This is a genomic window from Mesorhizobium sp. M8A.F.Ca.ET.165.01.1.1 (genome assembly GCF_004792065.1).
Lineage (GTDB): Bacteria > Pseudomonadota > Alphaproteobacteria > Rhizobiales > Rhizobiaceae > Mesorhizobium.
In genome coordinates, this window is the sequence record NZ_SRTH01000001.1 from 131,531 (window position 1) to 154,130 (window position 22,600).

Sequence of the window (22,600 nt, forward strand, 5' to 3'; positions counted from 1 at the left end):
AGAGGCGCCGTCATCAGGCGGTGGTCGTCACATCGGCTGCGACGTCTCGGACACGATGCGCCATCCCTTATCGGTCTTGATCAATTCCAGCGTCACCCGCGCCTTGCCGGCCACGCGCGCCGCCGACTTGTCCTTTGGCGTGTAGTCGTAGCTCATGGCAAAGACGGCCTGGGCGCTGCCCTCGCCGTGCGGTGTAACCTCCAGGCTGCCGGGGTCGAGGCCAAGCGACCATGAAGCCCATTGCGCGAACCAGTCGCTCTTCACCTTCGCAAGCGTCTCGGGATCGTAAGGCGTGCCGAAGATGGTAGCGGAGGGGCCATAGAGCCGCTTGACGTCCGCGCGCATGTCCTTGACGTCCGGCGACAGGTAGTCGTCGCGCAGGAACTTCTCGATCGCGCTTTTGTCGTCGCCGACCGAACGCTCGAGCGCAGCCACTTGCGTCGAGGGCGCGGCTGCGGCCGCCGGTTCCGGGGCCTTCACCGGTCCTTTGCCCGGCACGAATTCGAAGCGTTCGAGCAGCGATCCCTGTTCCCACGGTCGCTGGGCCTCGCGGGTTTGCGAAACCACGTCGCGGCGCACCGCGATCATCATGTCGTTGATGCTCTGGCCGGGTTCGGCGATGTGGCGCAGCAGGGCCTGGGCGAAGGGCGAGTTGCGCCCGCTGCCGTCCATGGCGACAGCACCTGGCGCGGTCGAAAAAGCGATGAAGGAACCGCGCGTCGAATCGAACTGCGCCAGACCCGCCAGCGCCGTCGCCGAGCGGGTGGTGGCGGTGCGGCTCAGGCTGCGGGCAAACGGGTTGTTGCGGCAGGCATCGAGGAAGACCAGGCTGACCTTGGTCTGCTGTTCCATGATGTCGAGGACTTCGTCGATCGGCACGGCTTCGAGCTGCAGCTTCACCGGCATGTCGAGCCTGGCGTCGACCGGCACGATGTAATTGCGGCCGTCGACCTGAAGGCCGTGGCCGGCATAGTAGAAAAGCCCGACGCCGGCACCTTCGAGCGCATCGGAGAACTCGCCGATGCTGTGTTCAAGCTCGCGCTTGCCGAGGTCGTTGCCTTCGATGACCTCGAAGCCGATGGAACGCAGCTTGTCGGCGATGTCGAGCGCGTCGTTGACCGGATTGGCCAGCGTGCCGGCGTCGGCATAGGTACCGTTGCCGATGACGAGCGCGACGCGCCGCCCCGGCTCGGCGTCGGCGCGCAGCAACAGAAGTCCGAGAAATGCCCAAGCGAGGATCGCAAGCCTGCCCATGGGGAAGATCATAGCGCCACGGACCCCGGCGATGCCAACGGATTTGAAATGCAAGCTTAATCCTGACCGGGTTTGTCCCTGGCCGGAGCGACGAAAACGCGCTTGCGCCCGCGCGCCGTATCGGGCAAACCGGCCTTCCCCTTGCGATTTTCCCGCCCGAGGTCTCCATGTCCACGACGATTTCGCCGCTCGCGCCGAAGAAATACCCCAAAATGCCGGAAATCGAAGGGGTGCGCATCGCCACCGCCGAAGCGGGGATAAAGTACAAGAACCGCACCGACCTGCTGGCCATGGTGTTCGACGCCGGTACCGCGGTCGCCGGCGTGTTCACCAAGTCGAAATGCCCCTCGGCGCCGGTCGATTTCTGCCGCCAGAACCTTGGCGCCGGCCAGGCGCGGGTGCTGGTCGTCAATTCCGGCAACGCCAACGCGTTCACCGGCAAGAAGGGCCGCGAGTCCACCGCGATGACGGGCGAAGCGGCGGCGAAGGCCGCGGGCTGCACGCCAGGCGAGGTTTTCCTGGCTTCGACCGGAGTCATCGGCGAGCCGCTCGACACATCCAAGTTCAGCCATCTGCTCGCCGGGCTGGTCAGAGAGGGCAAGCCGAACCTGTGGACCGAGGCTGCAAAGGCCATCATGACCACGGACACCTATCCGAAAGTGGCGACGCAGACCGTCAAGCTCGGCGACGCCGATGTCACCATCAACGGCATTTCCAAGGGTGCCGGCATGATCGCGCCAGACATGGCGACGATGCTCTCCTTCATCGCCACCGACGCGCCGATCGCGGCACCGGTCCTGCAGGACCTTTTGTCGCGCGGCACTGCCAAGACATTCAACGCGGTGACCGTCGACAGCGACACCTCGACCAGCGACACGCTGTTGTTGTTCGCCACCGGCAAGGCGGCAAAGCGCGGCGCGCCTGAAATCACTGATCCCAGGGATGCCCGCCTTGGTCAGTTCCGCCGGGCGCTCGGCAAGGTGCTGAAGTCGCTGGCGCTGCAAGTGGTGCGTGACGGCGAGGGCGCGCGCAAGCAGGTCGAAGTCACCGTCACCGGGGCCAAGTCGGCCCGCTCGGCCAAGCGCATCGCGCTGTCGATCGCCAATTCGCCGCTGGTCAAGACAGCGGTCGCCGGCGAGGATGCCAATTGGGGCCGCGTCGTCATGGCCGTCGGCAAGGCCGGCGAGCCCGCCGACCGCGACCGGCTGTCGATCTGGTTCGGCGACAACCGGCTGGCGCATGAGGGCGAGCGCGACCCGGCCTACTCGGAGGAAGCGACCTCGGCCTACATGAAGCGCGATGACATCCGCATTCGCGCCGATATCGGCATCGGCCGCGGCAAGGCGACGGTGTGGACCTGCGATCTCACCAAGGAATATGTCGCCATCAACGGCGACTACCGGAGCTGATCGCGTTGGTTTCGCGTCATCCGGCAAGCATGCTCGCGACCGTGCGCCGCTACGAGGCGGCCGGCTTTCGCGCCTGGCCCGCGGCCGCCGTCCATTATGACGGCACGTGGGTGGTGCGCCTGACCGCGGGACATCCGGCCAAGCGGCTGAACTCGGTCAATCCACTCGATCCCGGCGACATCCAGCACATCGCCGACCGCATTGGCCGCGCCAGCCGCCGCTTCGACGCCTATGGCCGGCCATTGACGTTCCGCATGTCGCCACTGTCGGGCCCCGATCTTGCCGGCCATCTCGACAAGGAAGGCTGGAGCCGGTTCGACGAATCGCTCGTCATGCGGCTGCAGTTGGCCGACGCGCGGCTCGACGACGCCATGGACCAGATTCCGCTCAAGGACATCAGCCGCTTCATCGGCGCATTGCTCAAGGTCAGCGGCTCGGACATATCGTTGCGGCCGGGCCTGTCGGAGATCATCGGCGCTATCCAGCCCGAAGCCGGGCTGTTCGCGCTCGAGGATGGGGCGGAGCCGCTGGCGACGTTGATCTGCGTGCATGACGGCGATCTTGCCGGCCTGTTCGAGGTCGCCACCGACAAGGCGGCGCGCAACAAGGGGCACGGCCGCAACCTGATCCTGTCGGCGTTGAAATGGGCGCGGCTGCGCGGCGCGCGGGAGGCCTGGCTGCAGGTCGAGGCCGGCAACGCGCCGGCGCTGGCGCTCTACCGCGCGCTCGGCTTCGAGGAAGTCTACCGCTACCACTACCGCCGGCCGCCCGGCCATGAATGATCTGACATCCAGCGGCAAGCGCCTGCTCCTGGTCGCCGCTTGCGCGCTGGTCGACGCCGATGGCCGCGTACTGCTGGCGCAGCGTCCGCAAGGCAAGCAGCTTGCCGGCCTGTGGGAGTTTCCCGGCGGCAAGGTCGAGCCCGGCGAGACGCCGGAACAATGCCTCATCCGTGAACTGCATGAGGAGATCGGCATCGAAACCGAAATCCCATGCCTGGCGCCACTGACCTTTGCCAGCCATTCCTACGACGACTTCCATCTCTTGATGCCGCTGTTTGTCTGCCGCCGCTTCCGCGGCATCGCCCAGCCGAGGGAAGGGCAGGCGCTGAAATGGGTGCGGCCGAAACAGATGCGCGACTATCCGATGCCGCCGGCCGATGCGCCGTTGATCCCGTTCCTGATCGATCTCCTCTGACGATCGAGAGCTGATGGACCGCGGTCCATATCAGCCAGCGTTAATGGAAGATTTATCTCATCATGAAAAATTGATGCATGGCCGTTTTTCGCGTGGCCGCCACAATTTCGCTGGGGAGCGAGGAATGAGCCTGGACAGGGAGTGGGATTCGATCCGGCCCGAGCGCGGTTTTCGTGCCGCCGATGCCGGCATGGGCGTCCTGCGGATCGCGCTGCTGTTCGGGTCGGCTGCGGTGGCGCTGGCGCTGATCGCGACCCCTTTCCTCGACAGCCAGACGCGTTCGCAAACGGCCCGCGATGGTTTCCCCGGCCTCGACATGACGGCTACCGGTTCGATCAGCCACCGCAGCACGTATACAGTGCGCCGCAGCGTGCTGCAGGCCGAACCCGGTGGGGTCTGCATTATCCGCTCCGATGGCAAAAGCAGCGGCGACTGCTGACAAGGTTAAGGCATTGCTGAAAGGCGGCGATTTCATCGCCTGTTAAGCCTTTGCCGTTAACCTTTCTTAACAGATCGGCCGTAAGATCGTGGCAAGGGGGAAATGAGGTGATGAAAACAGTGCTGCTGCGCTTTCTGAAGGACGAAAACGGCGCCACGGCCGTCGAATACGGCCTGATTGTCTGCGTACTGTCGCTGACGATCATCGGCGGTATCGGCCAGGTCTTCAACTCGATCACCTGGCTGTTCAGCGACAACGGCAGCAGGCTTGCGAACGCTTTCGCGCACTAGAGCCTGCGAACAGGTCAATGCCCTTCAGGCCCCTCCAGTATAGTCTTTAGCGAAACCTTGGCCGAACCGGGCTTCAGCGGCTTTTGCTGCGACGCGTCGGGCGCCCAGCCGGACATCCAGACAATCGAAAAGCTTGCCCTGACGCGACCGTCGGGGTCGGAGAAGCGTTCGGCGTAGATTTCCGCGGCGCGGGCAAACAGTCTGCGCGAGCCCGGCCGCCGGCTGCGGTCGGCAAGCGCGCTGGTTTCGCCCATGGAACGCAGGTCGGCCATAAGCGCAAACAGATTGGCATAGCGCACCGTCACCGTCTCGACGTCGGCGACCGGCAACGCGAAACCGGCGCGCTGCAGCAGTGCGCCAGCATCGCGCACATCGGTGAACGGGATGACGCGCGGGCTGGCGCCACCGTAGATATCGGTCTCCGCGGCAAGCAGGCTTTCGCGCAGTTCCGACAGGGTGCCGGCGCCCGCGAAGGCGCCGAGGAAAAGTCCGTCCGGCCGCAGGGCGCGGCGGATCTGGATCAGCATGCCCGGGATGTCGTTCATGGTTTGCAGCGACAAAAGCGACACCACCAGATCGAGACCCTGCGGCTCGAACGGCACGGTCTCGAGCGGTGCAATCAGGCCGGCGGCACCATTCAGGAAAGCCGCGTCCGTCTCGACACGGGCGATATCGGCTACCTTGCCGCTCTGCGCAAGGACATCGGCCGCGGCCGAGGTCTGGCAAAACAGCACCGCCGCCTGGGCGAACCTGCGCTCGACGGCACCCAGCCGGTCGGCAAGATCCTCGGCGGCGCGATGCATGAGGAAGTCGGCACCGTCAACCGGATGGATGAGCGCGCGCCGCTTGTGCGCCAGCCACAGAGAGGTATCCATTATAGGCTGCAAGGGATGGTCCTTGTATGTCCGCGCCCTGATATGGTTCGTATGGTGGGCGACGAGAAACCAACCACGTGGCCGATCCGATGTCCAAGATCAAGTCCGACGAGATCAGGAAGCTGGCCGGGTCGGCAGCCCGGTCGGCTCTGGGCTGGCCGGCGCGCATCCTGTTTCCGCCGGTCTGCGCCGGTTGCCGCCGCCAAGTCTCGCAGCCCGGCGTGCTGTGCGGCGCCTGCTGGCCGAAGCTGCGGCTGCTGGAGCGGCCCTGGTGCCCGGTGATGGGCACGCCGTTCACCCATCACATGGGGGATGGTTTTCTGTCGGCGGAGGCGATCGCCGATCCGCCGCCCTTCGAACGGGCGCGGGCAGCGGTCGCCTATTCCGGCGTGGCCCGCCAGATGGTGCAAGGGCTGAAATACCAGGACCGCACCGATCTCGCTCCCTGGATGGCGCGCTGGATGGTTCGCGTGGGCGCCGACCTTATCGCCGACGCGGATGTGGTGGTGCCTGTGCCGCTGCATTGGCGCCGTTTTTTCAGGCGGCGGTTCAACCAGTCGGCGGAACTGGCGCGCTCGGTTTGCGAGCTCAGCGGGCTGTCTTTCGCGCCTTCCGCCATGCGTCGTGTCAAACTCACCCGCCAGCAGGTCGGGCTGGAGCGGCAGGAGCGCGAGGAGAACGTGCGCGCCGCCTTTCGCGTGCCCGCCGAGGCGGAGATTGAGATTGCAGGCCGCAGGGTGCTTCTGATCGATGATGTCTACACCACCGGCGCCACCGTGCGTGCCGCCACCAAGGCGCTGAAAAAGGGAGGCGCTGCCGCCGTCGACGTGCTGACCTTTGCCCGCGTGTTGCCTGGGGACTTCCGGGCGGACGAGTCCACGACTATATAAGTCGGCAACGGAAACGGAATTCGTCATGGTCGATGTCACGATCTATACGCGCATGATGTGCGGCTACTGCACGGCGGCCAAGCGGCTGCTGGAGCGCAAGGGTGTCGCCTATACCGAGCACGACGCCTCGTTTTCGCCGGAGCTGCGCCAGGAAATGATGTCGCGCGCTCACGGCCGCACGACCTTTCCGCAGATTTTCATCGGCGACACGCATGTCGGCGGCTGCGACGACCTCCATGATCTGGAGGCGGAGGGCCGACTGGACAAACTGCTCGCCAACGGCTCGTCGATTTGAGGTGTGACAATGGGTGCTTTCAAGGCAGCGGCAATCCAGATGCGTTCGGGCGAGAGCCCCGAGCGCAATGCGGTCGATCTCGAACGATTGGTGCGTGAGGCCGCGGCCCAAGGTGCGACCTACATCCAGACGCCGGAAATGACCGGAGCGCTGATCCGCGACAGGCAAGCGCGCGCCGCTTCCTTCACCTCCGAAGACAAGGACATCATCGTCGCGACCGCGCGCGGGCTGGCGCGCGAACTCGGCGTGTTCCTGCATATCGGCTCGACCGCTATCCTGCGCGCCGACGGCAAGCTCGCCAACCGCGCGCTCCTGTTCGGCCCCGATGGCGTGACGCTCGCCAGCTACGACAAGATCCACATGTTCGACGTCGATCTCGACAATGGCGAGAGCTGGCGTGAATCGGCCGCCTACGAGCCTGGCACGGAGGCCGTCGTCACCGGGGTCGGCGGCGCGAAGCTCGGCTTCGCCGTCTGCTACGACCTGCGCTTTCCGCAACTGTTCCGCGCCGAGGCGATGGCCGGCGCCGACCTGCTTTCCGTGCCTGCCGCCTTCACCCGCCAGACCGGCGAGGCGCATTGGCACGTGTTGCTCAGGGCACGCGCCATCGAGAACGGCGCCTTCGTCGTTGCCGCCGCGCAAGGTGGCCTGCACGAGGATGGCCGCGAGACCTATGGGCATTCTCTGATCGTCGATCCCTGGGGCCGCATCATCGCGGAAGCCGCGCATGACGAGCCTGGGGTGATCGTCGCCGAGATCGACCCGGCGCAATCGCTTGCGGCGCGCAAGAAGATCCCCAATTTGAAGAATGCGCGGGATTTCACAATCAATGCCGGCGAGGTTGACGCGCCACGTCTCAGGGGTGCCGCCTCTTGATCCGCTTTTCCCTGATCTGCGAAAACGAGCACGAGTTCGAGGGCTGGTTTCGCAGCAATGACGATTTCGACACCCAGAAGAAGCGCGGCTTCGTCGATTGCCCCAGCTGCGGTTCGCACAAGGTCGAGAAAGCGCTGATGGCGCCCGCCGTGTCCACGGCCCGCAAGCAGGAAACCATAGCGCTTGCCATGGGCGAGGCGCAGAAGCAGGCGCTGGCGCAACTGAAGGCGATGGCCGAGAAAGTGCGCGAGAACGCCGACTATGTCGGCGACAAGTTCGCCGAGGAAGCGCGAAAGATCCACTTCGGCGAAACCGATGCGCGCGGCATCTATGGCGAGGCGACGCTGGAAGAGGCCAAGGGCCTTGCCGAGGACGGCGTCGATTTCATGCCGATTCCAGTGTTTCCGGACGACCGGAACTGAGCACTTAGCTCACGCTGCTGATCAGTTTTTCCAGCAGACGCGAAAGTGTTTCTCTTTCGGTCAGCGTCAGGCCGGACAGGATCTGATGCTCGTTCGCCACATGGGCGGTGACAGCCTCGTCGATCAGCGCAAGGCCCTTGTCGCTCAGCCGCACGATGATGCCGCGCCGGTCGTTGGGGTGTGGCGCGCGCTGGATCAGGCCGGATGTTTCGAGCCGATCCAGTCTGTTGGTCATGGCCCCGGAGGTCACCATCGTCGCCTCGTAAAGCGCCGTCGGCGTCAGCGCGTAAGGCGAGCCTGAGCGGCGCAGCGTCGCCAGCACATCGAACTCTCCCGCCTGCAATCCGAAACGGGCAAAGAGCGGCGCAAGGCGGTCGCGGGCGATCAGCGAGGAGACCTCATTCAAGCGCCCGATCACGGCCATCGGTGATACGTCTAGGTCCGGCCGCTCCCGCTTCCACTGCTCGATGGCTTTCCCTGCACGGTCCATCTATCTCACCGTAATGTATCTTGACGTTAAGAATCTTTCCATTATCTTATCCCAAGATGCAATGCCGGCCAAGAGCCGTGCGGACAGGGATCGATCATGAAACTTCTCTGGGATTCGGCGCTCGGCCTGCTGATCGTCACCGGGGGGCTGCTTGGCCTGACGCTGCCTTTCGGCAAGCTCGCCACGGCGGCCGGCGTGCCGGCCATGGTCTGGGCCTTCGTCATCTCGCTCGGCGCCGGCGGCGTGCTTCTCGTCGTATTGCTGCTGCGCGGCCAGCGCATCCGGCTCACGGCGCACAAGCTTCGCTATTTCTTCGTCACCGCCGCAGTGTCTTATGCCGTGCCAAACCTTTTGATGTTCTCGGCCATACCGCATCTGGGCGCCGGCTACACCGGCATCATGTTCACGCTGTCGCCCGTCGTCACGCTGGTGTTGTCGATCCTGCTCGGCGTGCGGCGGCCCAACATGCTGGCCATATCAGGCATCGCCGTCGGTTTCGTCGGCGCGGTCATGGTGGCGGTGACGCGTGGCGAGGCCGGCCAGCCGGCCGATGTCTTCTGGGTCATCATGGGCCTGCTCATTCCCGTCAGCCTTGCCGCCGGCAACATCTATCGCACCATCGACTGGCCGGAAGGAACCGGTCCTATCGAACTCGCGGTCGGCAGCCATCTGGCGTCCGCGGCGATGCTGCTCGTCGGCATCCTGACCTTGCTTGGAGGCAAGGCCTTCGCCCAGCTCGGCACCGTGCCGCTCATCGTCGTGGCACAGATGGCCTCGGCATCGGCGATGTTTGCTTTCTTCTTCCGGCTGCAGGCGGTGGGCGGCCCGGTCTATCTCAGCCAGATCGGCTATGTCGCTGCGGCCGTTGGGCTGTTTGCCGGTACGATCTTCCTTGGCGAGCACTATCAACTGCTGACCTGGGTCGGCGCGGTCATCATCACCGCCGGCGTGTTCATCACCACCAAGGCGCAGAGCCAGACCGCTACGAGGGCGCAGAGCCAGGCCGCCTAAGTTTCTTTAGCCCCGCCGCCGGCTCCGGCAGTGGGTATCGGCGGCGGCTGAGGCTGAGGATTTGGCTGATCAGACCGATCCCTTTTCCGCCAGCACCATATAGTTGACGTCCATGTCCTTCGACCGCGCCCAGCGGTCGGCAAGCGGATTGTAGGTGACGCCGGTGCGGTCGATGATGGTCAGGCCGGCGCCGTCCAGCGCCTTTTCCAGCTCCTCCGGGCGCACCAGCTTGCCGAACTGATGAGTGCCGCGCGGCAGCCAGCGCAACACATATTCGGCGCCGATGATGGCGAGGCCGAGCGCCTTCAGCGTGCGGTTGATGGTGGCCACGAACATGATGCCGCCGGGCTTGACCATCTCGCCGCATTTGGCGACGAACAGGTCGATGTCGGCGACATGTTCGACCACTTCCATGTTGAGGACGACATCGAATTTTTCGCCGGCCTCGGCGAGATCTTCCGCCGTCGTGGCGCGATAGTCGATGCTCACATTGCCCTCGGCGGCATGCAGTTTCGCCACTTCGATGTTTGTTTCGGAGGCGTCCGCTCCGATCACCTCGGCGCCGAGCCGCGCCATCGGCTCGCACAAAAGGCCACCGCCGCAGCCAATGTCGAGGATACGCAGGCCCTCGAACGGCCGCGCCGCACGCGGGTCGCGGCCGAAGCGCGCCGCGATCTGGTCGCGGATATAGGAAAGCCGGACCGGATTGAATTTGTGCAGCGGACGAAACTTGCCGTTCGGGTTCCACCATTCGGCGGCAAGGGCGGAAAAGCGTTCCACTTCTCCGGCATCGATCGTCGATCGTCGGGGCTCAGGCATAGGTTGGTCTCCTCGGACGCTACGAAGTCGGGCGTGAGGCATCGAATGTCAAGGCAACAATTTTCAATGCTGACAAAGTGACTGGCCGACCAAAGGCCAGCCTATTTCGAGTCCAGCACGTCGCGCAGCTTGGCCGCCAGCTGCTCGATGGTGAACGGCTTGGCCAGGAAGTGCACGTCATGGTCGAGCACGCCGTTGTGGACCACGGCGTTCCTGGTGAAGCCGGTGGTGAAGACGACTTTCAATCCGGGCTGGCGCGCGAGCGCTTCTTCGGCGAGCTTGCGGCCATTCATCACCGGCATGACGATGTCGGTGAAAAGCAGGGCGATGCCGGGTGTCGCGGCGAGCTTCTCAAGGGCCTCCGGTCCACCTGCCGCATGGATGACGGTGTAGCTGAGGTCGCGCATGACGTCGGTCGTGGCAGCCCGCACGCGGGCGTCGTCCTCGACGACGAGGATCGTCTCGGTGACTTTGGCGGCGCTCTTGCCGCGCCCGGTGGGCGATGCCGGCTCCTCTGGTCCGAAAAACCGGGGCAGATAGATCTTGATCGTCGTGCCTTCGCCGGGCTCGGAGTAGATCTTGACGTGGCCGCCCGACTGTTTGACGAAGCCGAACACCTGGCTCAGCCCAAGTCCCGTGCCCTTGTTGGCCGGCTTCGTCGTGAAGAAGGGCTCGAAGGCCTTGGCGATGACCTCGGGCGACATGCCCGCACCGGTGTCGGTTACCGCGATCATCACATATTGGCCAGGCGCGAGCTCGGCATGCGTCGATGCATAAGCCTCGTCGAGGTGGCTGTTGACGGTCTCGATGGTCAGCTTGCCGTCATTATCCATGGCATCGCGGGCATTGACGGCCAGATTGAGGATCGCGTTCTCAAGTTGGGAAGGATCGGCATGGGTTTTCCACAGGCCGCCCGCAAGCACGGTTTCGATGCGGATGCCTTCACCCAGGGCCCGGCGCAGAAGATCGGACATGCCGGTCAACAGCCGGTTGGTGTCGACAACCTGCGGCGCCAAAGGCTGCAGGCGGGAGAAGGCAAGCAAGCGGGAGGTCAGATCGGCGGCACGGCTGGCCGCGTCCGTCGCGGCCTCGACAAGCTTTTCAATGTCATGTTCGCCCCGTTTCAGCTTGCGCTGGGCAAGGTTCATCGCGCTGAGGATGACCGCCAGCATGTTGTTGAAGTCGTGAGCGATCCCACCGGTCAACTGCCCGACGGCTTCCATCTTCTGCATCTGGCGCATCTGGGATTCGGCATTTTCCCGCGTCTGGATCTCGTTGCCGAGCTCGATGTTCTTGCGCATCAGCTCTTCCTGGACGACGAGCACATCGCGGAAGCGGCGGCGGGATTGACGGATGGTGCAGACGCCAAGCAGGAAAATCGCCAGCAACGCAGCCAGCGAGCCGATGCGCAACCAGGCCTCGACCCGGTCGGTTTGCTCGTCTCGCGCGGCCACGGCGGCGGCGCCAATACGCCGGATCGTGTCCATGCTGGCCCGGATTTCGTCCATGGCCGCCTTGCCCTGGCCGCTGCGGACCAGTTGCAGGGCCTTTGCCGCATCGCCTCGATCATAGAGGGCGATCGTCTGGGACAACTCAGCCTGCTCTTGCGAAAGCGCTTCCTTGATGTGGCTGATCTGCTGGACGATCTGGTCGTCGGGAGTGGCCGCGCTCTCGATCCGCGCCAATTGTCCCGGAATTGCCTCGACGGCCTTCCGATAAGGCTCCAGATAGGATTTTTCACCGGTCAACAGGTAGCCGCGCTGACTACTCTCGGCGTCTTGCGCCAGTGAAAGCAGCCCGGAAAGCTGCTCCTGGTATTCGATTGTTTCGCGCGCGGCGGCACGATTGGCCCTTTGGCTCTCGACGAGCACGGCTCGGGCGCCGACGATCAACGCCAGCGCGGCGAAGCCGGCGACAATCGGGAGCGGTTGCAATCGCATGGCGCGCCGAAGACGAGCAATCATCAGTTATGCCGAACCAAAGGAATTCCCCGCAAGCAGCATTTGGTAAGCGGCGCCGGCCTGGAAGGCAATATTCCGTGTTGCTGCGGTCAGCCTTGCGAAACCTTCCTCATTTGGCTAAGGAGGCCGCGCATCCAGCAGCCGGCGCCAGCCGGGCGCTTTTCTTCCGTTTTCGGCTCCGGGCCGGCTCCAGTCAAAGGCATTTCGCTTCCATGGCGCGTATCGTGATGAAATTCGGCGGAACCTCCGTCGCCGACATCGCCCGCATCCGCAACGTGGCGCGTCACGTCAAACGCGAAGTCGATGCCGGCCACGAGGTGGCGGTGGTGGTTTCGGCGATGGCCGGCAAGACCAATGAACTGGTCGGCTGGACGCGCGAGGCCTCGCCAATGCACGACGCACGCGAATATGACGCGGTCGTCGCTTCCGGCGAACAGGTCACGGCCGGCCTGCTTGCCATCACCTTGCAGAACATGGGCGTGCACGCGCGTTCCTGGCAGGGCTGGCAGATCCCGATCAAGACCGACAACGCGCATGGCGCGGCGCGCATCCTCGACATCGACGGCGCCTTCCTGGTCAAGCGCTTTGGCGAGGGGCAGGTGGCGGTCGTCGCCGGCTTCCAGGGCATCGGACCGGACAACCGCATCGCAACGCTTGGCCGCGGCGGCTCCGACACCAGCGCCGTGGCGATCGCCGCCGCGGTCAAGGCTGACCGCTGCGACATCTACACCGACGTCGACGGGGTCTACACCACCGACCCGCGCATCGAGCCGAAGGCGCGCCGGCTGGCCAAGATCTCCTTCGAGGAAATGCTTGAAATGGCCTCGCTCGGCGCCAAGGTTCTACAGGTGCGTTCGGTCGAGCTTGCCATGGTGCACAGGGTGCGTACCTTCGTGCGGTCGTCCTTCGACGATCCCGATGCGCCCGGAATGGGGGATTTGCTCAATCCTCCGGGAACGCTCATTTGCGACGAGGAAGAGATCGTGGAACAGCAGGTCGTCACCGGAATTGCCTACGCCAAGGACGAGGCGCAGATTTCGCTGCGCCGTGTCGGCGACCGGCCAGGCGTCGCCGCCGGTATCTTCGGCCCGCTGGCCGAGGCCAACATCAATGTCGACATGATCGTCCAGAACATCTCCGAGGACGGCAAGCTGACCGACATGACCTTCACCGTGCCGTCGGGCGATGTCGACAAGGCGCTGGCCGTGCTCGACCGGCTGAAGGCCGAGATCGGCTACGATGTCGTGCAGTCGGAAGCCGGCATGTCGAAGGTTTCGGTCATCGGCATCGGCATGAGGAGCCATGCGGGTGTTGCCGCCACCGCCTTCAAGGCGCTGGCCGACAAGGCGATCAACATCCGCGCAATCACCACCTCCGAGATCAAGATTTCGATACTGATCGACGGTCCTTATACCGAACTGGCGGTTCGCACTTTGCATTCCGTCTACGGTCTGGATAAGCAGTAGCAAGACTGAATCAGTTGTTGCGCGCATGCCGGCCGCGGCGGAAACTGCGGCGGCAAGTGTTTCATTGGAGAAGAAGCCGCGATGCGTGACCAGGCCAGCGGCCCGCGCGTTTTGCTGAAACGGCTCCGCGAGCTCATGCAGGAGCCGCTGGAGCCGCAGGAGCGGCTTGACCGCATCGTGCGCGACATCGCCTCCAACATGGTCGCCGAAGTGTGCTCGCTCTATGTGCTGCGCGCCGATTCGGTGCTCGAACTCTACGCCACCGAAGGCCTGAACCCGAACGCTGTCCACCTGGCGCAACTGCGGCTGGGACAAGGCCTGGTTGGTACGATCGCGGCGAGTGCCAGGCCACTCAACCTGTCCAACGCACAGGAACATCCGGCCTTCGCCTACCTGCCGGAGACCGGGGAGGAGATCTACAATTCCTTCCTCGGCGTCCCGGTGCTCAGGGCAGGGCGTACGCTCGGCGTCCTGGTTGTCCAGAACAAGACCATGCGCCACTACCGCGACGACGAGGTCGAGGCGCTGGAAACCACCGCCATGGTCATCGCCGAGATGATCGCCACCGGCGATCTGGCGCGGCTGACCCGGCCGGGCCTCGAACTCGACCTGCGCCGGCCCGTCAGCTTCACCGGCCTGTCCTTCAACGACGGCGTCGGGCTTGGCCATGTCGTGCTGCACGAGCCGCGCATCGTCGTCACCAATCTGTTCAACGAGGACAGCGAGGAAGAGGTCCGCCGGCTCGAAGCCTCGCTCGGTTCGCTCAGGCTCTCGATCGACGACATGCTGGAACGCCGCGATGTCGCCTTCGAGGGCGAGCATCGCCAGGTGCTGGAAGCCTACCGCATGTTCGCCAACGACCGCGGCTGGGTGCGCCGGCTGGAAGAGGCGATCCGCAACGGCCTGACAGCGGAAGCGGCGGTGGAAAAGGTGCAGAGCGACATGCGTGCCCGCATGCTGCACATGACCGATCCCTACCTGCGCGAGCGGATGAGCGATTTCGACGATCTCGCCAACCGGCTGCTCCGCCAGTTGATGGGCCGCGGGCCCGAGGATGTCGCGGCCTCGCTGCCGAAGGACGCCATCATCGTCGCCCGCTCGATGGGCGCTGCCGAACTGCTCGATTATCCGCGTGACAAGCTGCGTGGCCTGGTGCTCGAGGATGGCGCGGCGACCAGCCACGTCGTCATCGTCGCGCGCGCCATGGGTATTCCGGTCGCCGGCCAGATGAAGGGCGCCGTTTCCATGGCGGAAAACGGCGACCCCATCATCGTCGACGGCGAGGAAGGCGCGATCCATCTGCGGCCGCAGTCCGATCTCGAAGCCGCCTATGCCGAAAAGGTGCGGTTCCGGGCGCGCCGGCAGGAGGTCTACCGCGAGCTGCGCAAGAAGCCGTCGACGACCAGGGACGGTGTCCAGGTCGATCTGTTGATGAATGCCGGGCTTGCCGTCGACCTGCCGCAGCTTGCCGAGGCGGGAGCTGCCGGCATTGGCCTGTTCCGCACGGAACTGCAATTCATGGTCGCTTCGACCTTTCCACGCGCCGAGGCCCAGGAAAAACTCTATCGCGACGTGCTCGAGGCCGCGCGCGGCAAGCCGGTCACCTTCCGCACCATCGACATCGGTGGCGACAAGGTGCTGCCCTACTTCAAGGGCGCGATCCAGGAAGAAAATCCCGCGCTCGGCTGGCGCGCGATCCGCCTGACGCTCGACCGGCCGGGCTTGCTGCGCACCCAGATCCGCGCCTTGCTCAAGGCCAGCGGCGGGCGTGAACTCAAGTTGATGCTGCCGATGGTGACCGAACTTGGCGAAATCGCCCAGGCGCGCGAAATCATCGACCGCGAGGTGCGGCATCTCTCACGCTTCGCCCACCACCTGCCGACCAGTCTCAAGCTGGGCGCCATGCTGGAAGTGCCGTCGCTTCTGTTCCAGCTCGACGAACTAATGAAGGCGGTCGACTTCGTCTCGGTCGGGTCGAACGACCTGTTCCAGTTCGTCATGGCGGTCGACCGCGGCAATACGCAACTGGCCAATCGCTTCGACACGCTCTCGGCGCCATTTCTGCGCGTGCTCAAGCAGATCGCCGACGCCGGCGCACGCAATCATACGCCCGTCACCCTGTGCGGTGAACTCGCCGGCAAGCCGATCTCGGCGATGGCGCTGATCGGCCTCGGTTTCCGCTCGATCTCGATGTCGCCAGCCTCGATCGGCCCGGTCAAGGCGATGCTGACGGAGCTGCCGCTGGAGGAGCTGAAGGCTTTCTTCGACGACAATCTGATGGCGCCGGCGCAAGGGCTGCCGATGCGGGCGTTGCTGCAGGCCTTCGCCGACGACCGCTCGATCCCGTTGTAGCACCCGCATCATGGTCAATTTGCCCCGCGATCGTATGGATCAAGTCGTTAAGCGTTTCGAGATGCTCGAAGCGCAGATGTCGGCCGGACCGGCGCCGGATGCCTATGTGAAGATGGCATCGGAATATGCCGAGTTGCAGGACATGGTGGCCAAGGTCAGGGAATTGCGCTCGGCCGAGCATGAGCAGGCCGACCTCGAAGCGATGCTCGCCGACAAGGGCACAGACGCCGAGATGCGGGCGCTCGCCGAAGCCGATCTGCCTGGAGTGGAAGATCGCATCGAGGCGCTGCAGAAGGACATCCAGATCCTGCTTCTGCCCAGGGATGCCGCCGACGACAAGAACGCCATCCTCGAAATCCGCGCCGGCACCGGTGGCGATGAGGCGGCGCTCTTCGCCGGCGACCTGTTTCGCATGTATGAGCGCTACGCCGCCGAACGCGGCTGGCGGTTCGAAACGGTATCGGCGAGCGACGGCGATGCCGGCGGCTTCAAGGAAATCATCGCCACGATCTCGGGCAAGGGTGTGTTCGCCCATCTGAAATTCGAGTCCGGGGTGCATCGCGTCCAGCGGGTGCCTGCAACCGAGGCCAGCGGGCGCATCCACACGTCCGCCGCCACCGTCGCCGTGCTGCCGGAAGCGGAAGAGGTCGACATCGACATCAGGGCCGAGGACATCCGCATCGACACGATGCGTGCCTCGGGCTCCGGCGGCCAGCACGTCAACACCACCGATTCGGCGGTCCGCATCACCCATCTGCCGACCGGTATCATGGTGGTGCAGGCGGAGAAGTCGCAGCACCAGAACCGGGCCAAGGCCATGCAGATCCTGCGGGCCCGGCTCTATGACATGGAGCGCAGCAAGGCGGATGAGGAGCGTTCCGAATCGCGCAAGTCGCAGGTCGGCTCCGGCGACCGCTCGGAGCGCATCCGCACCTACAATTTTCCGCAAGGCCGCGTCACCGACCACCGCATCAACCTGACGCTCTACAAGCTCGACCGGGTGATGATGGGTGAACTCGACGAAATCGTCGAGGCGCTGATCGCCGATCACCAATCGAAGCTGCTGGCCGATATCGGCCTCGATGGCTGAGCATTCGCCCGAGGCGCTGGGGCCGCTGCTGCGGAAAGCGCGGGCCAATCTTGCCGCGGCCGGTGTCGATGATCCCGCGCTCGATGCGCGGCTGATCGTCGAGCACTATTCCGGCACGACGCGTACGCAGGCCATCGCCGACCCCGAACGCATGATCGACGCAAACGCCATCGCCGCGATCGACGACGCCCTGAGACGGCGAGCCGGTGGCGAGCCGGTGCATCGCATCCTGGGCTATCGCGAATTCTACGGTTTGCGCCTGTCGCTGTCACCGGAGACGCTGGAGCCGCGACCGGACACCGAGACACTGGTCGAGGCGGTGCTGCCCTTTGTCAAGGCGGTGGCCGCACGGGAGGGGGTATGCCGCATCCTCGACCTCGGCACCGGCACGGGCGCCATTGCCCTGGCGCTGCTGAGCGTCGTGCCGGCGGCGACCGCCACCGGTGTCGACATTTCCGCCGGCGCACTGGCAATGGCGGCCCGCAATGCCGTGCAGTTCGGGCTCGGCGGCCGGTTCATGACGGTTCAGTCGGACTGGTTCGAAAAAGTTTCCGGCCGATACCATGTAATTGCCGCAAACCCTCCCTATATACCTTCGCAAGACATTGGAAATCTGCAGGACGAAGTCCGCGATTTCGACCCGCGCCTGGCCTTGGATGGCGGCGTGGATGGGTTGAACCCCTACAGGATCATCGCCGCCGAGGCGGCAAGGTTTCTGAAAGCCGAAGGCAGGATTGCGGTCGAGATCGGCCACACGCAAAGCAACGAGGTCAACGATATATTTGGCGCGGCCGGTTACGCGGGCGGCGAGGTGTTTTGCGATCTCGGCGGAAACGACAGGGTTCTTGTTTTTCAACGGGCAACACCTTGACGCAGTGCGAAAAAACCGCTTGGCAATGCCGGGGAATGCAGCTAGGGTCGCCTTACCGGATGAGACGAAGCAGGCAGTGCTCTTAGCGATTCGGTTTCCTTGGAAATAGCTGCCTTCTTGCGCAAACGACGCCCAAGCTTCGTGCGGGAATCGTCCGGCAAGTGATGTAACCGGAACAGGATGGCACGTGGCGCCAACGCAATCGATGCGGGCGAACGCCGGTGAAGAAACGAAACGGCTGGCTGCATGAGCGCCTCCGTTCGTGAAGAGTTTTTCGAAAATTTCACTATGAAGAGAGTCTAATGAGGCCACAACAGCAGAACAGGCGCATGCGCGGTCGCAACAACAATGGCGGCGGCGGTGGCAATAACAATAACAATAACAACAACCGCAAGGGACCAAATCCCCTGACGCGCAACTACGAGAGCAACGGCCCGGACGTGAAGATCCGTGGATCGGCTCAGCAGATCGCCGAAAAATACGCCACCTTGGCCCGCGATGCGCAAAGTTCCGGCGACCGGGTCATGGCGGAGAACTATCTCCAGCACGCCGAGCACTACAATCGCATCATTGCCGCCGCGCAGGCACAGATGCCGATCCAGAACGTCCAGCAGAACCGCGACGAGTTCGACGAGGACGGCGATGAGGATCGCGACGAGTTCGACAATGCTGGCAACAGTGGGGCCGGCAACAGTGGGGCGTCCAATAGCAGCGGCAATGCTGGTTCCGATCCACAGATTCCCGTGGTCAACCACGGCGCTGGCCCGCAGCCGGTGATCGAGGGCATGCCGGCCGAGGTTGCGCTAAACCGGGACGGTCGCGACAATCGTGACAATAGCGGGCGCGACAATGGCGGGCGTGACAATGGCGGGCGCAACAACAGCGGCCGCGACAACAACAATGGCGGGCGCCATCGCGATCGTCGCCCTAACGGCGGCTACGGCCAGAACGGCCAGCGCGACTATGCTTCGGCCGAACAAGGCGGCCAGCAGCAGCGCAACGAGGCCTCGGGACAGACTGAAGTGCAGGCAGAGCCCGCTTCGCCGTCCGAGACCGTGGCGGCAGCCGAGCCGGCTCCACGGTTCGAGAATTTCTCACCGGCAGGTCTGGCCGCTCAAGCCGAACTCAACGAGGCGGCCGAGAGCGGTGCTGCTCGCCGCCCACGGCGTCCGCGCCGTCCGCGCACCAATCCCGACCAGGTCGAGGGTGGCGGCGACAATGCGGATGCGGGCGAGACGGCCGCGGCTCCGGTCGACGGCGGCAGCGCCGAGCCGGTGATCACCGACATCGACAACTGATCGAACGGCACCGCAAGACATTGAACGGCGGGGAGAAATCCCCGCCGTTTTCGTTTGGGCTGACGTGGAATATTATCGATTGACAGACATCAATGCGTCTTGAGACAGCATGCCCCATGCACCATATCTCGGCTGAACGGGATCCGGCTCGAATGGGCGGGTCCGTCACCGCAATCTGATCCGGTGCCGCAAAGCGGGCTGGTGATGGAAGGAGACAGATATGAACCTTGAGAAATACTCAGAGCGCGTGCGCGGCTTTATCCAGTCCGCGCAGACGATGGCGCTCTCCCGCAACCATCAGCAATTCACCCCCGAACACATTCTGAAAGTCCTCGTCGACGATGACGAGGGCTTGGCCGCGTCGCTGATCGAGCGTGCCGGCGGCAATGTCCGCGACGTCAAGCTCGGCGTCGAGACGGCGCTCGAGGCGATGCCCAAGGTGGAGGGTGGCAATGGCCAGCTCTATCTGGCTCAGCCGCTGGCCAAGGTGTTCTCGACCGCCGAGGACCTGGCCAAGAAGGCCGGTGACAGTTTTGTCACCGTCGAGCGGCTGCTGCAGGCGCTTACCATGGAGAAATCGGCAAAGACGGCCGAAATCCTGGCCAAGGCCGGCGTCACCGCGCAGGCGCTGAACCAGGTCATCAACGACGTCCGCAAGGGCCGCACCGCCGATTCGGCGAGTGCCGAACAGGGCTATGACGCGCTGAAGAAGTACGCGCGCGATCTGACCGCCGACGCACGCGCGGGCAAGCTCGATCCGGTCATCGGCCGCGACGACGAGATCCGCCGCACCATCCAGGTGCTGTCGCGCCGCACCAAGAACAACCCGGTGCTGATTGGCGAGCCGGGCGTCGGCAAGACGGCGATCGCGGAAGGCTTGGCGCTGCGCATCGTCAATGGCGACGTGCCTGAATCGCTGAAGGACAAGCAGTTGATGGCGCTCGACATGGGCGCGCTGATTGCCGGCGCCAAATATCGCGGCGAGTTCGAGGAGCGGCTGAAGGCCGTGCTTTCCGAAGTCACCTCGGCCAGTGGCAATATCATCCTGTTCATCGACGAGATGCACACACTGGTCGGCGCCGGCAAGGCCGATGGCGCCATGGATGCGTCGAACCTGCTGAAGCCGGCGCTGGCGCGCGGCGAACTGCACTGCGTCGGCGCGACCACGCTCGATGAATACCGCAAGCATGTCGAAAAGGATCCAGCCCTTGCCCGCCGTTTCCAGCCCGTCTTCGTCGACGAGCCGACGGTGGAGGACACGGTTTCGATCCTGCGCGGCCTGAAGGAGAAATATGAGCAGCACCACAAGGTGCGTATCTCCGATTCGGCGCTGGTGGCGGCGGCGACGCTGTCCAACCGCTACATCGCCGACCGCTTCCTGCCGGACAAGGCGATCGACCTGGTCGACGAAGCCGCCTCGCGGCTCAGGATGCAGGTCGATTCCAAGCCTGAGGCGCTGGATGAGATCGACCGCCGCATCATGCAGCTCAAGATCGAACGCGAGGCGCTGAAGGTCGAGACGGACGAAGCCTCGAAGGACCGGCTCGCCCGCCTGGAAAAGGAACTTGTCGGCCTTGAGGAGGAATCGAGCGAGATTACTTCGAAGTGGCAGGCCGAGAAGCAGAAGCTTGGGCTTGCCGCCGATCTGAAGAAGCAGCTCGACGAGGCGCGCAACGACCTTGCCATTGCCCAGCGCAAGGGTGAGTTCCAGCGCGCCGGGGAGCTTGCCTATGGCAAGATCCCCGAGTTGGAAAAGAAGCTGAAGGAGGCCGAAGCCCAGGACGGCAAGGCCGGCATGGTCGAGGAAGTGGTCACGCCCGACCACGTCGCCCATATCGTGTCGCGCTGGACCGGAATTCCGGTCGACAAGATGCTCCAGGGCGAGCGCGACAAGCTGTTGCGCATGGAAGACGAGATCGGCAAGCGTGTTGTCGGCCAGGGCGAGGCGGTGCAAGCCGTTTCCAAGGCGGTGCGGCGCGCGCGTGCAGGCCTGCAGGATCCGAACCGGCCTATCGGCTCGTTCATGTTCCTTGGCCCGACCGGCGTCGGCAAGACCGAGCTCACCAAGGCTTTGGCCAACTTCCTGTTCGACGATGAAACGGCGCTGGTGCGCCTCGACATGTCCGAGTACATGGAGAAGCACTCCGTCGCCCGGCTGATCGGCGCGCCTCCCGGCTATGTCGGTTATGAGGAAGGCGGCGCGCTGACCGAAGCGGTGCGGCGCCGGCCCTATCAGGTCGTGCTGTTCGACGAGATCGAGAAGGCGCATCCCGATGTCTTCAACGTGCTTTTGCAGGTGCTCGATGACGGCCGGCTCACCGACGGGCAGGGGCGTACCGTCGATTTCCGCAACACGCTGATCATCATGACGTCGAATCTCGGCGCGGAATATCTGGTCAATCTCGGCGAGGACCAGGATGTCGATGCCGTACGGGACGAGGTGATGGGCGTGGTGAGGGCATCGTTCCGGCCCGAGTTCCTCAATCGTGTCGACGAGGTGATCCTGTTCCACCGGCTGCGCCGCAAGGACATGGACCGCATCGTCGAAATCCAGCTCAAGCGGCTGGAGAGCTTGCTGACCGATCGCAAGATCACGCTGTCGCTGGATCCCGAGGCGGTCGAGTGGCTGGCGGCCAAGGGTTACGACCCCGCTTATGGTGCCAGGCCGCTGAAGCGCGTGATGCAGAAGGAGCTGCAGGATCCGCTGGCGGAAAAGATCCTGCTTGGTGAGATTCTCGACGGCTCGACGGTCAAGGTTACGGCCGGTTCCGACCGGCTGAATTTCCGCTCCAGGCCGACGATCGTCGCCGCCGAGGCGGCGGCCTGATCCAACGCCGCGTGTCCAGTATGGGCGCGCGGCGTCTTCATATATCATGGGGGGGCCGGATGACGCTGGACGACTACAACGGCTTCTGCGGCTCGCTGCCGGCAACGATCCACGTGGTGCAATGGGGCGGCGCCCATGTCTGGAAGGCCGGGACCAAGGTGTTTGCGATCGGTGGCTGGGATCAGGGTGAGCAGCTTTTCGTCACCTTCAAATGCTCCGATTTTGCCTATGACGTGCTCAAGGAGCAGCCCGGCCTGCGCCCCGCGCCCTATCTTGCCTCCCGCGGCATGAAGTGGATCCAGCGTCAGACAAGCCAGAGCATGGATGATGGTGCGCTGAAGGACTATTTGCGCGAGAGTCATCGCCTGGTTGCTCTGAAGCTGACGAAGCAGGCGCGCAAGGAATTGGGGCTTGGCGTGGGCTAGCTAATATTCCTCGAGGCGTCGGAAGACCGCCATCTTCATGCCC

Annotated in this window: 22 protein-coding genes; 17 read left to right on the plus strand and 5 right to left on the minus strand. The window is 64.4% G+C overall.

Going from position 1 to position 22,600, the window contains the following annotated elements; genetic code table 11:
- Positions 1–27: 27 nt before the first annotated feature.
- On the minus strand, positions 28–1,308 hold the full coding sequence (locus EN808_RS00660) for a caspase domain-containing protein (RefSeq protein WP_245525013.1): 1,281 nt from the start codon (positions 1,306–1,308) through the stop codon (positions 28–30).
- 113 nt (positions 1,309–1,421) lie between these two features.
- Between EN808_RS00660 and argJ the strand changes: the two genes are divergently transcribed.
- The 5 genes from argJ (at position 1,422) to EN808_RS00685 (ending at position 4,589) form a co-directional block, all read left to right on the plus strand.
- Entirely contained in the window at positions 1,422–2,663 is a 1,242-nt protein-coding gene (gene argJ / locus EN808_RS00665; RefSeq protein WP_135883458.1) for a bifunctional glutamate N-acetyltransferase/amino-acid acetyltransferase ArgJ, read from the plus strand.
- Positions 2,664–2,692: 29 nt separating this feature from the next.
- The gene (locus tag EN808_RS00670) at positions 2,693–3,445 is read left to right on the plus strand and encodes a GNAT family N-acetyltransferase (RefSeq protein WP_127872357.1); all 753 of its coding nucleotides are present in this window, start codon (positions 2,693–2,695) and stop codon (positions 3,443–3,445) included.
- Positions 3,438–3,860, plus strand: coding sequence for a (deoxy)nucleoside triphosphate pyrophosphohydrolase (locus tag EN808_RS00675; protein WP_135914931.1), 423 nt, complete (start codon positions 3,438–3,440; stop codon positions 3,858–3,860). Before EN808_RS00670 ends, EN808_RS00675 begins: the two co-directional genes overlap by 8 nt.
- Before the next feature lie 124 nt (positions 3,861–3,984).
- Entirely contained in the window at positions 3,985–4,299 is a 315-nt protein-coding gene (locus tag EN808_RS00680; protein WP_127872285.1) for a hypothetical protein, read from the plus strand.
- A 110-nt stretch (positions 4,300–4,409) separates the two neighbouring features.
- Positions 4,410–4,589, plus strand: coding sequence for a Flp family type IVb pilin (locus EN808_RS00685; protein ID WP_127280913.1), 180 nt, complete (start codon positions 4,410–4,412; stop codon positions 4,587–4,589).
- 14 nt (positions 4,590–4,603) lie between these two features.
- Here EN808_RS00685 and EN808_RS00690 read toward each other — a convergent pair whose 3' ends face one another.
- Positions 4,604–5,476 carry a methyltransferase domain-containing protein gene (locus EN808_RS00690; RefSeq protein WP_135914932.1) on the minus strand — a complete coding sequence of 291 codons (873 nt, stop codon included), beginning with the start codon at positions 5,474–5,476 and terminating at the stop codon, positions 4,604–4,606.
- 65 nt (positions 5,477–5,541) lie between these two features.
- Here EN808_RS00690 and EN808_RS00695 point away from each other — a divergent pair, with 65 nt between their 5' ends.
- Genes EN808_RS00695 through EN808_RS00710 form a run of 4 tightly spaced genes read left to right on the plus strand, consistent with a single transcriptional unit; the run spans position 5,542 to position 7,947 of the window.
- The gene (locus EN808_RS00695; RefSeq protein WP_135914933.1) at positions 5,542–6,354 is read left to right on the plus strand and encodes a ComF family protein; all 813 of its coding nucleotides are present in this window, start codon (positions 5,542–5,544) and stop codon (positions 6,352–6,354) included.
- A gap of 25 nt (positions 6,355–6,379) precedes the next feature.
- Positions 6,380–6,649 carry a glutaredoxin 3 gene (gene grxC / locus EN808_RS00700; protein WP_127280365.1) on the plus strand — a complete coding sequence of 90 codons (270 nt, stop codon included), beginning with the start codon at positions 6,380–6,382 and terminating at the stop codon, positions 6,647–6,649.
- Between the two features lie 9 nt (positions 6,650–6,658).
- Positions 6,659–7,525 (plus strand): carbon-nitrogen hydrolase family protein, encoded by an 867-nt coding sequence (locus tag EN808_RS00705; RefSeq protein ID WP_127872287.1) that lies wholly within the window; start codon positions 6,659–6,661, stop codon positions 7,523–7,525.
- Positions 7,522–7,947, plus strand: coding sequence for a DUF1178 family protein (locus EN808_RS00710; RefSeq protein WP_127280367.1), 426 nt, complete (start codon positions 7,522–7,524; stop codon positions 7,945–7,947). Before EN808_RS00705 ends, EN808_RS00710 begins: the two co-directional genes overlap by 4 nt.
- A gap of 4 nt (positions 7,948–7,951) precedes the next feature.
- On the opposite strand, the gene EN808_RS00715 is transcribed toward EN808_RS00710, so the two are convergent.
- Entirely contained in the window at positions 7,952–8,437 is a 486-nt protein-coding gene (locus tag EN808_RS00715; RefSeq protein WP_127872288.1) for a MarR family transcriptional regulator, read from the minus strand.
- Positions 8,438–8,533: 96 nt separating this feature from the next.
- Between EN808_RS00715 and EN808_RS00720 the strand changes: the two genes are divergently transcribed.
- The gene (locus EN808_RS00720; protein WP_127872289.1) at positions 8,534–9,448 is read left to right on the plus strand and encodes a DMT family transporter; all 915 of its coding nucleotides are present in this window, start codon (positions 8,534–8,536) and stop codon (positions 9,446–9,448) included.
- Between the two features lie 69 nt (positions 9,449–9,517).
- Here EN808_RS00720 and ubiG read toward each other — a convergent pair whose 3' ends face one another.
- Positions 9,518–10,267, minus strand: coding sequence for a bifunctional 2-polyprenyl-6-hydroxyphenol methylase/3-demethylubiquinol 3-O-methyltransferase UbiG (gene ubiG, locus EN808_RS00725; protein WP_127278446.1), 750 nt, complete (start codon positions 10,265–10,267; stop codon positions 9,518–9,520).
- 101 nt (positions 10,268–10,368) lie between these two features.
- The gene (locus tag EN808_RS00730) at positions 10,369–12,207 is read right to left on the minus strand and encodes a CHASE3 domain-containing protein (RefSeq protein WP_135915243.1); all 1,839 of its coding nucleotides are present in this window, start codon (positions 12,205–12,207) and stop codon (positions 10,369–10,371) included.
- A gap of 233 nt (positions 12,208–12,440) precedes the next feature.
- Between EN808_RS00730 and EN808_RS00735 the strand changes: the two genes are divergently transcribed.
- The 7 genes from EN808_RS00735 to EN808_RS00765 all read left to right on the plus strand — a co-directional run bounded on the left by EN808_RS00735 (position 12,441) and on the right by EN808_RS00765 (position 22,557).
- Positions 12,441–13,694 carry an aspartate kinase gene (locus tag EN808_RS00735; RefSeq protein ID WP_127278445.1) on the plus strand — a complete coding sequence of 418 codons (1,254 nt, stop codon included), beginning with the start codon at positions 12,441–12,443 and terminating at the stop codon, positions 13,692–13,694.
- 81 nt (positions 13,695–13,775) lie between these two features.
- The gene (gene ptsP / locus EN808_RS00740) at positions 13,776–16,046 is read left to right on the plus strand and encodes a phosphoenolpyruvate--protein phosphotransferase (RefSeq protein ID WP_127278444.1); all 2,271 of its coding nucleotides are present in this window, start codon (positions 13,776–13,778) and stop codon (positions 16,044–16,046) included.
- A 10-nt stretch (positions 16,047–16,056) separates the two neighbouring features.
- Entirely contained in the window at positions 16,057–17,136 is a 1,080-nt protein-coding gene (gene prfA, locus EN808_RS00745) for a peptide chain release factor 1 (protein ID WP_135914934.1), read from the plus strand.
- On the plus strand, positions 17,129–18,007 hold the full coding sequence (prmC, locus tag EN808_RS00750; RefSeq protein ID WP_127278442.1) for a peptide chain release factor N(5)-glutamine methyltransferase: 879 nt from the start codon (positions 17,129–17,131) through the stop codon (positions 18,005–18,007). Before prfA ends, prmC begins: the two co-directional genes overlap by 8 nt.
- A gap of 302 nt (positions 18,008–18,309) precedes the next feature.
- Complete coding sequence (locus EN808_RS00755; protein WP_135883452.1) at positions 18,310–19,305, plus strand: DUF4167 domain-containing protein; 996 nt, start codon at positions 18,310–18,312, stop codon at positions 19,303–19,305.
- Positions 19,306–19,525: 220 nt separating this feature from the next.
- Entirely contained in the window at positions 19,526–22,132 is a 2,607-nt protein-coding gene (gene clpB, locus EN808_RS00760; protein ID WP_135914935.1) for an ATP-dependent chaperone ClpB, read from the plus strand.
- A gap of 59 nt (positions 22,133–22,191) precedes the next feature.
- Positions 22,192–22,557, plus strand: a complete 366-nt coding sequence (locus tag EN808_RS00765) for an MmcQ/YjbR family DNA-binding protein (protein WP_127280793.1) — start codon at positions 22,192–22,194, stop codon at positions 22,555–22,557.
- Positions 22,558–22,600 lie beyond the last annotated feature (43 nt).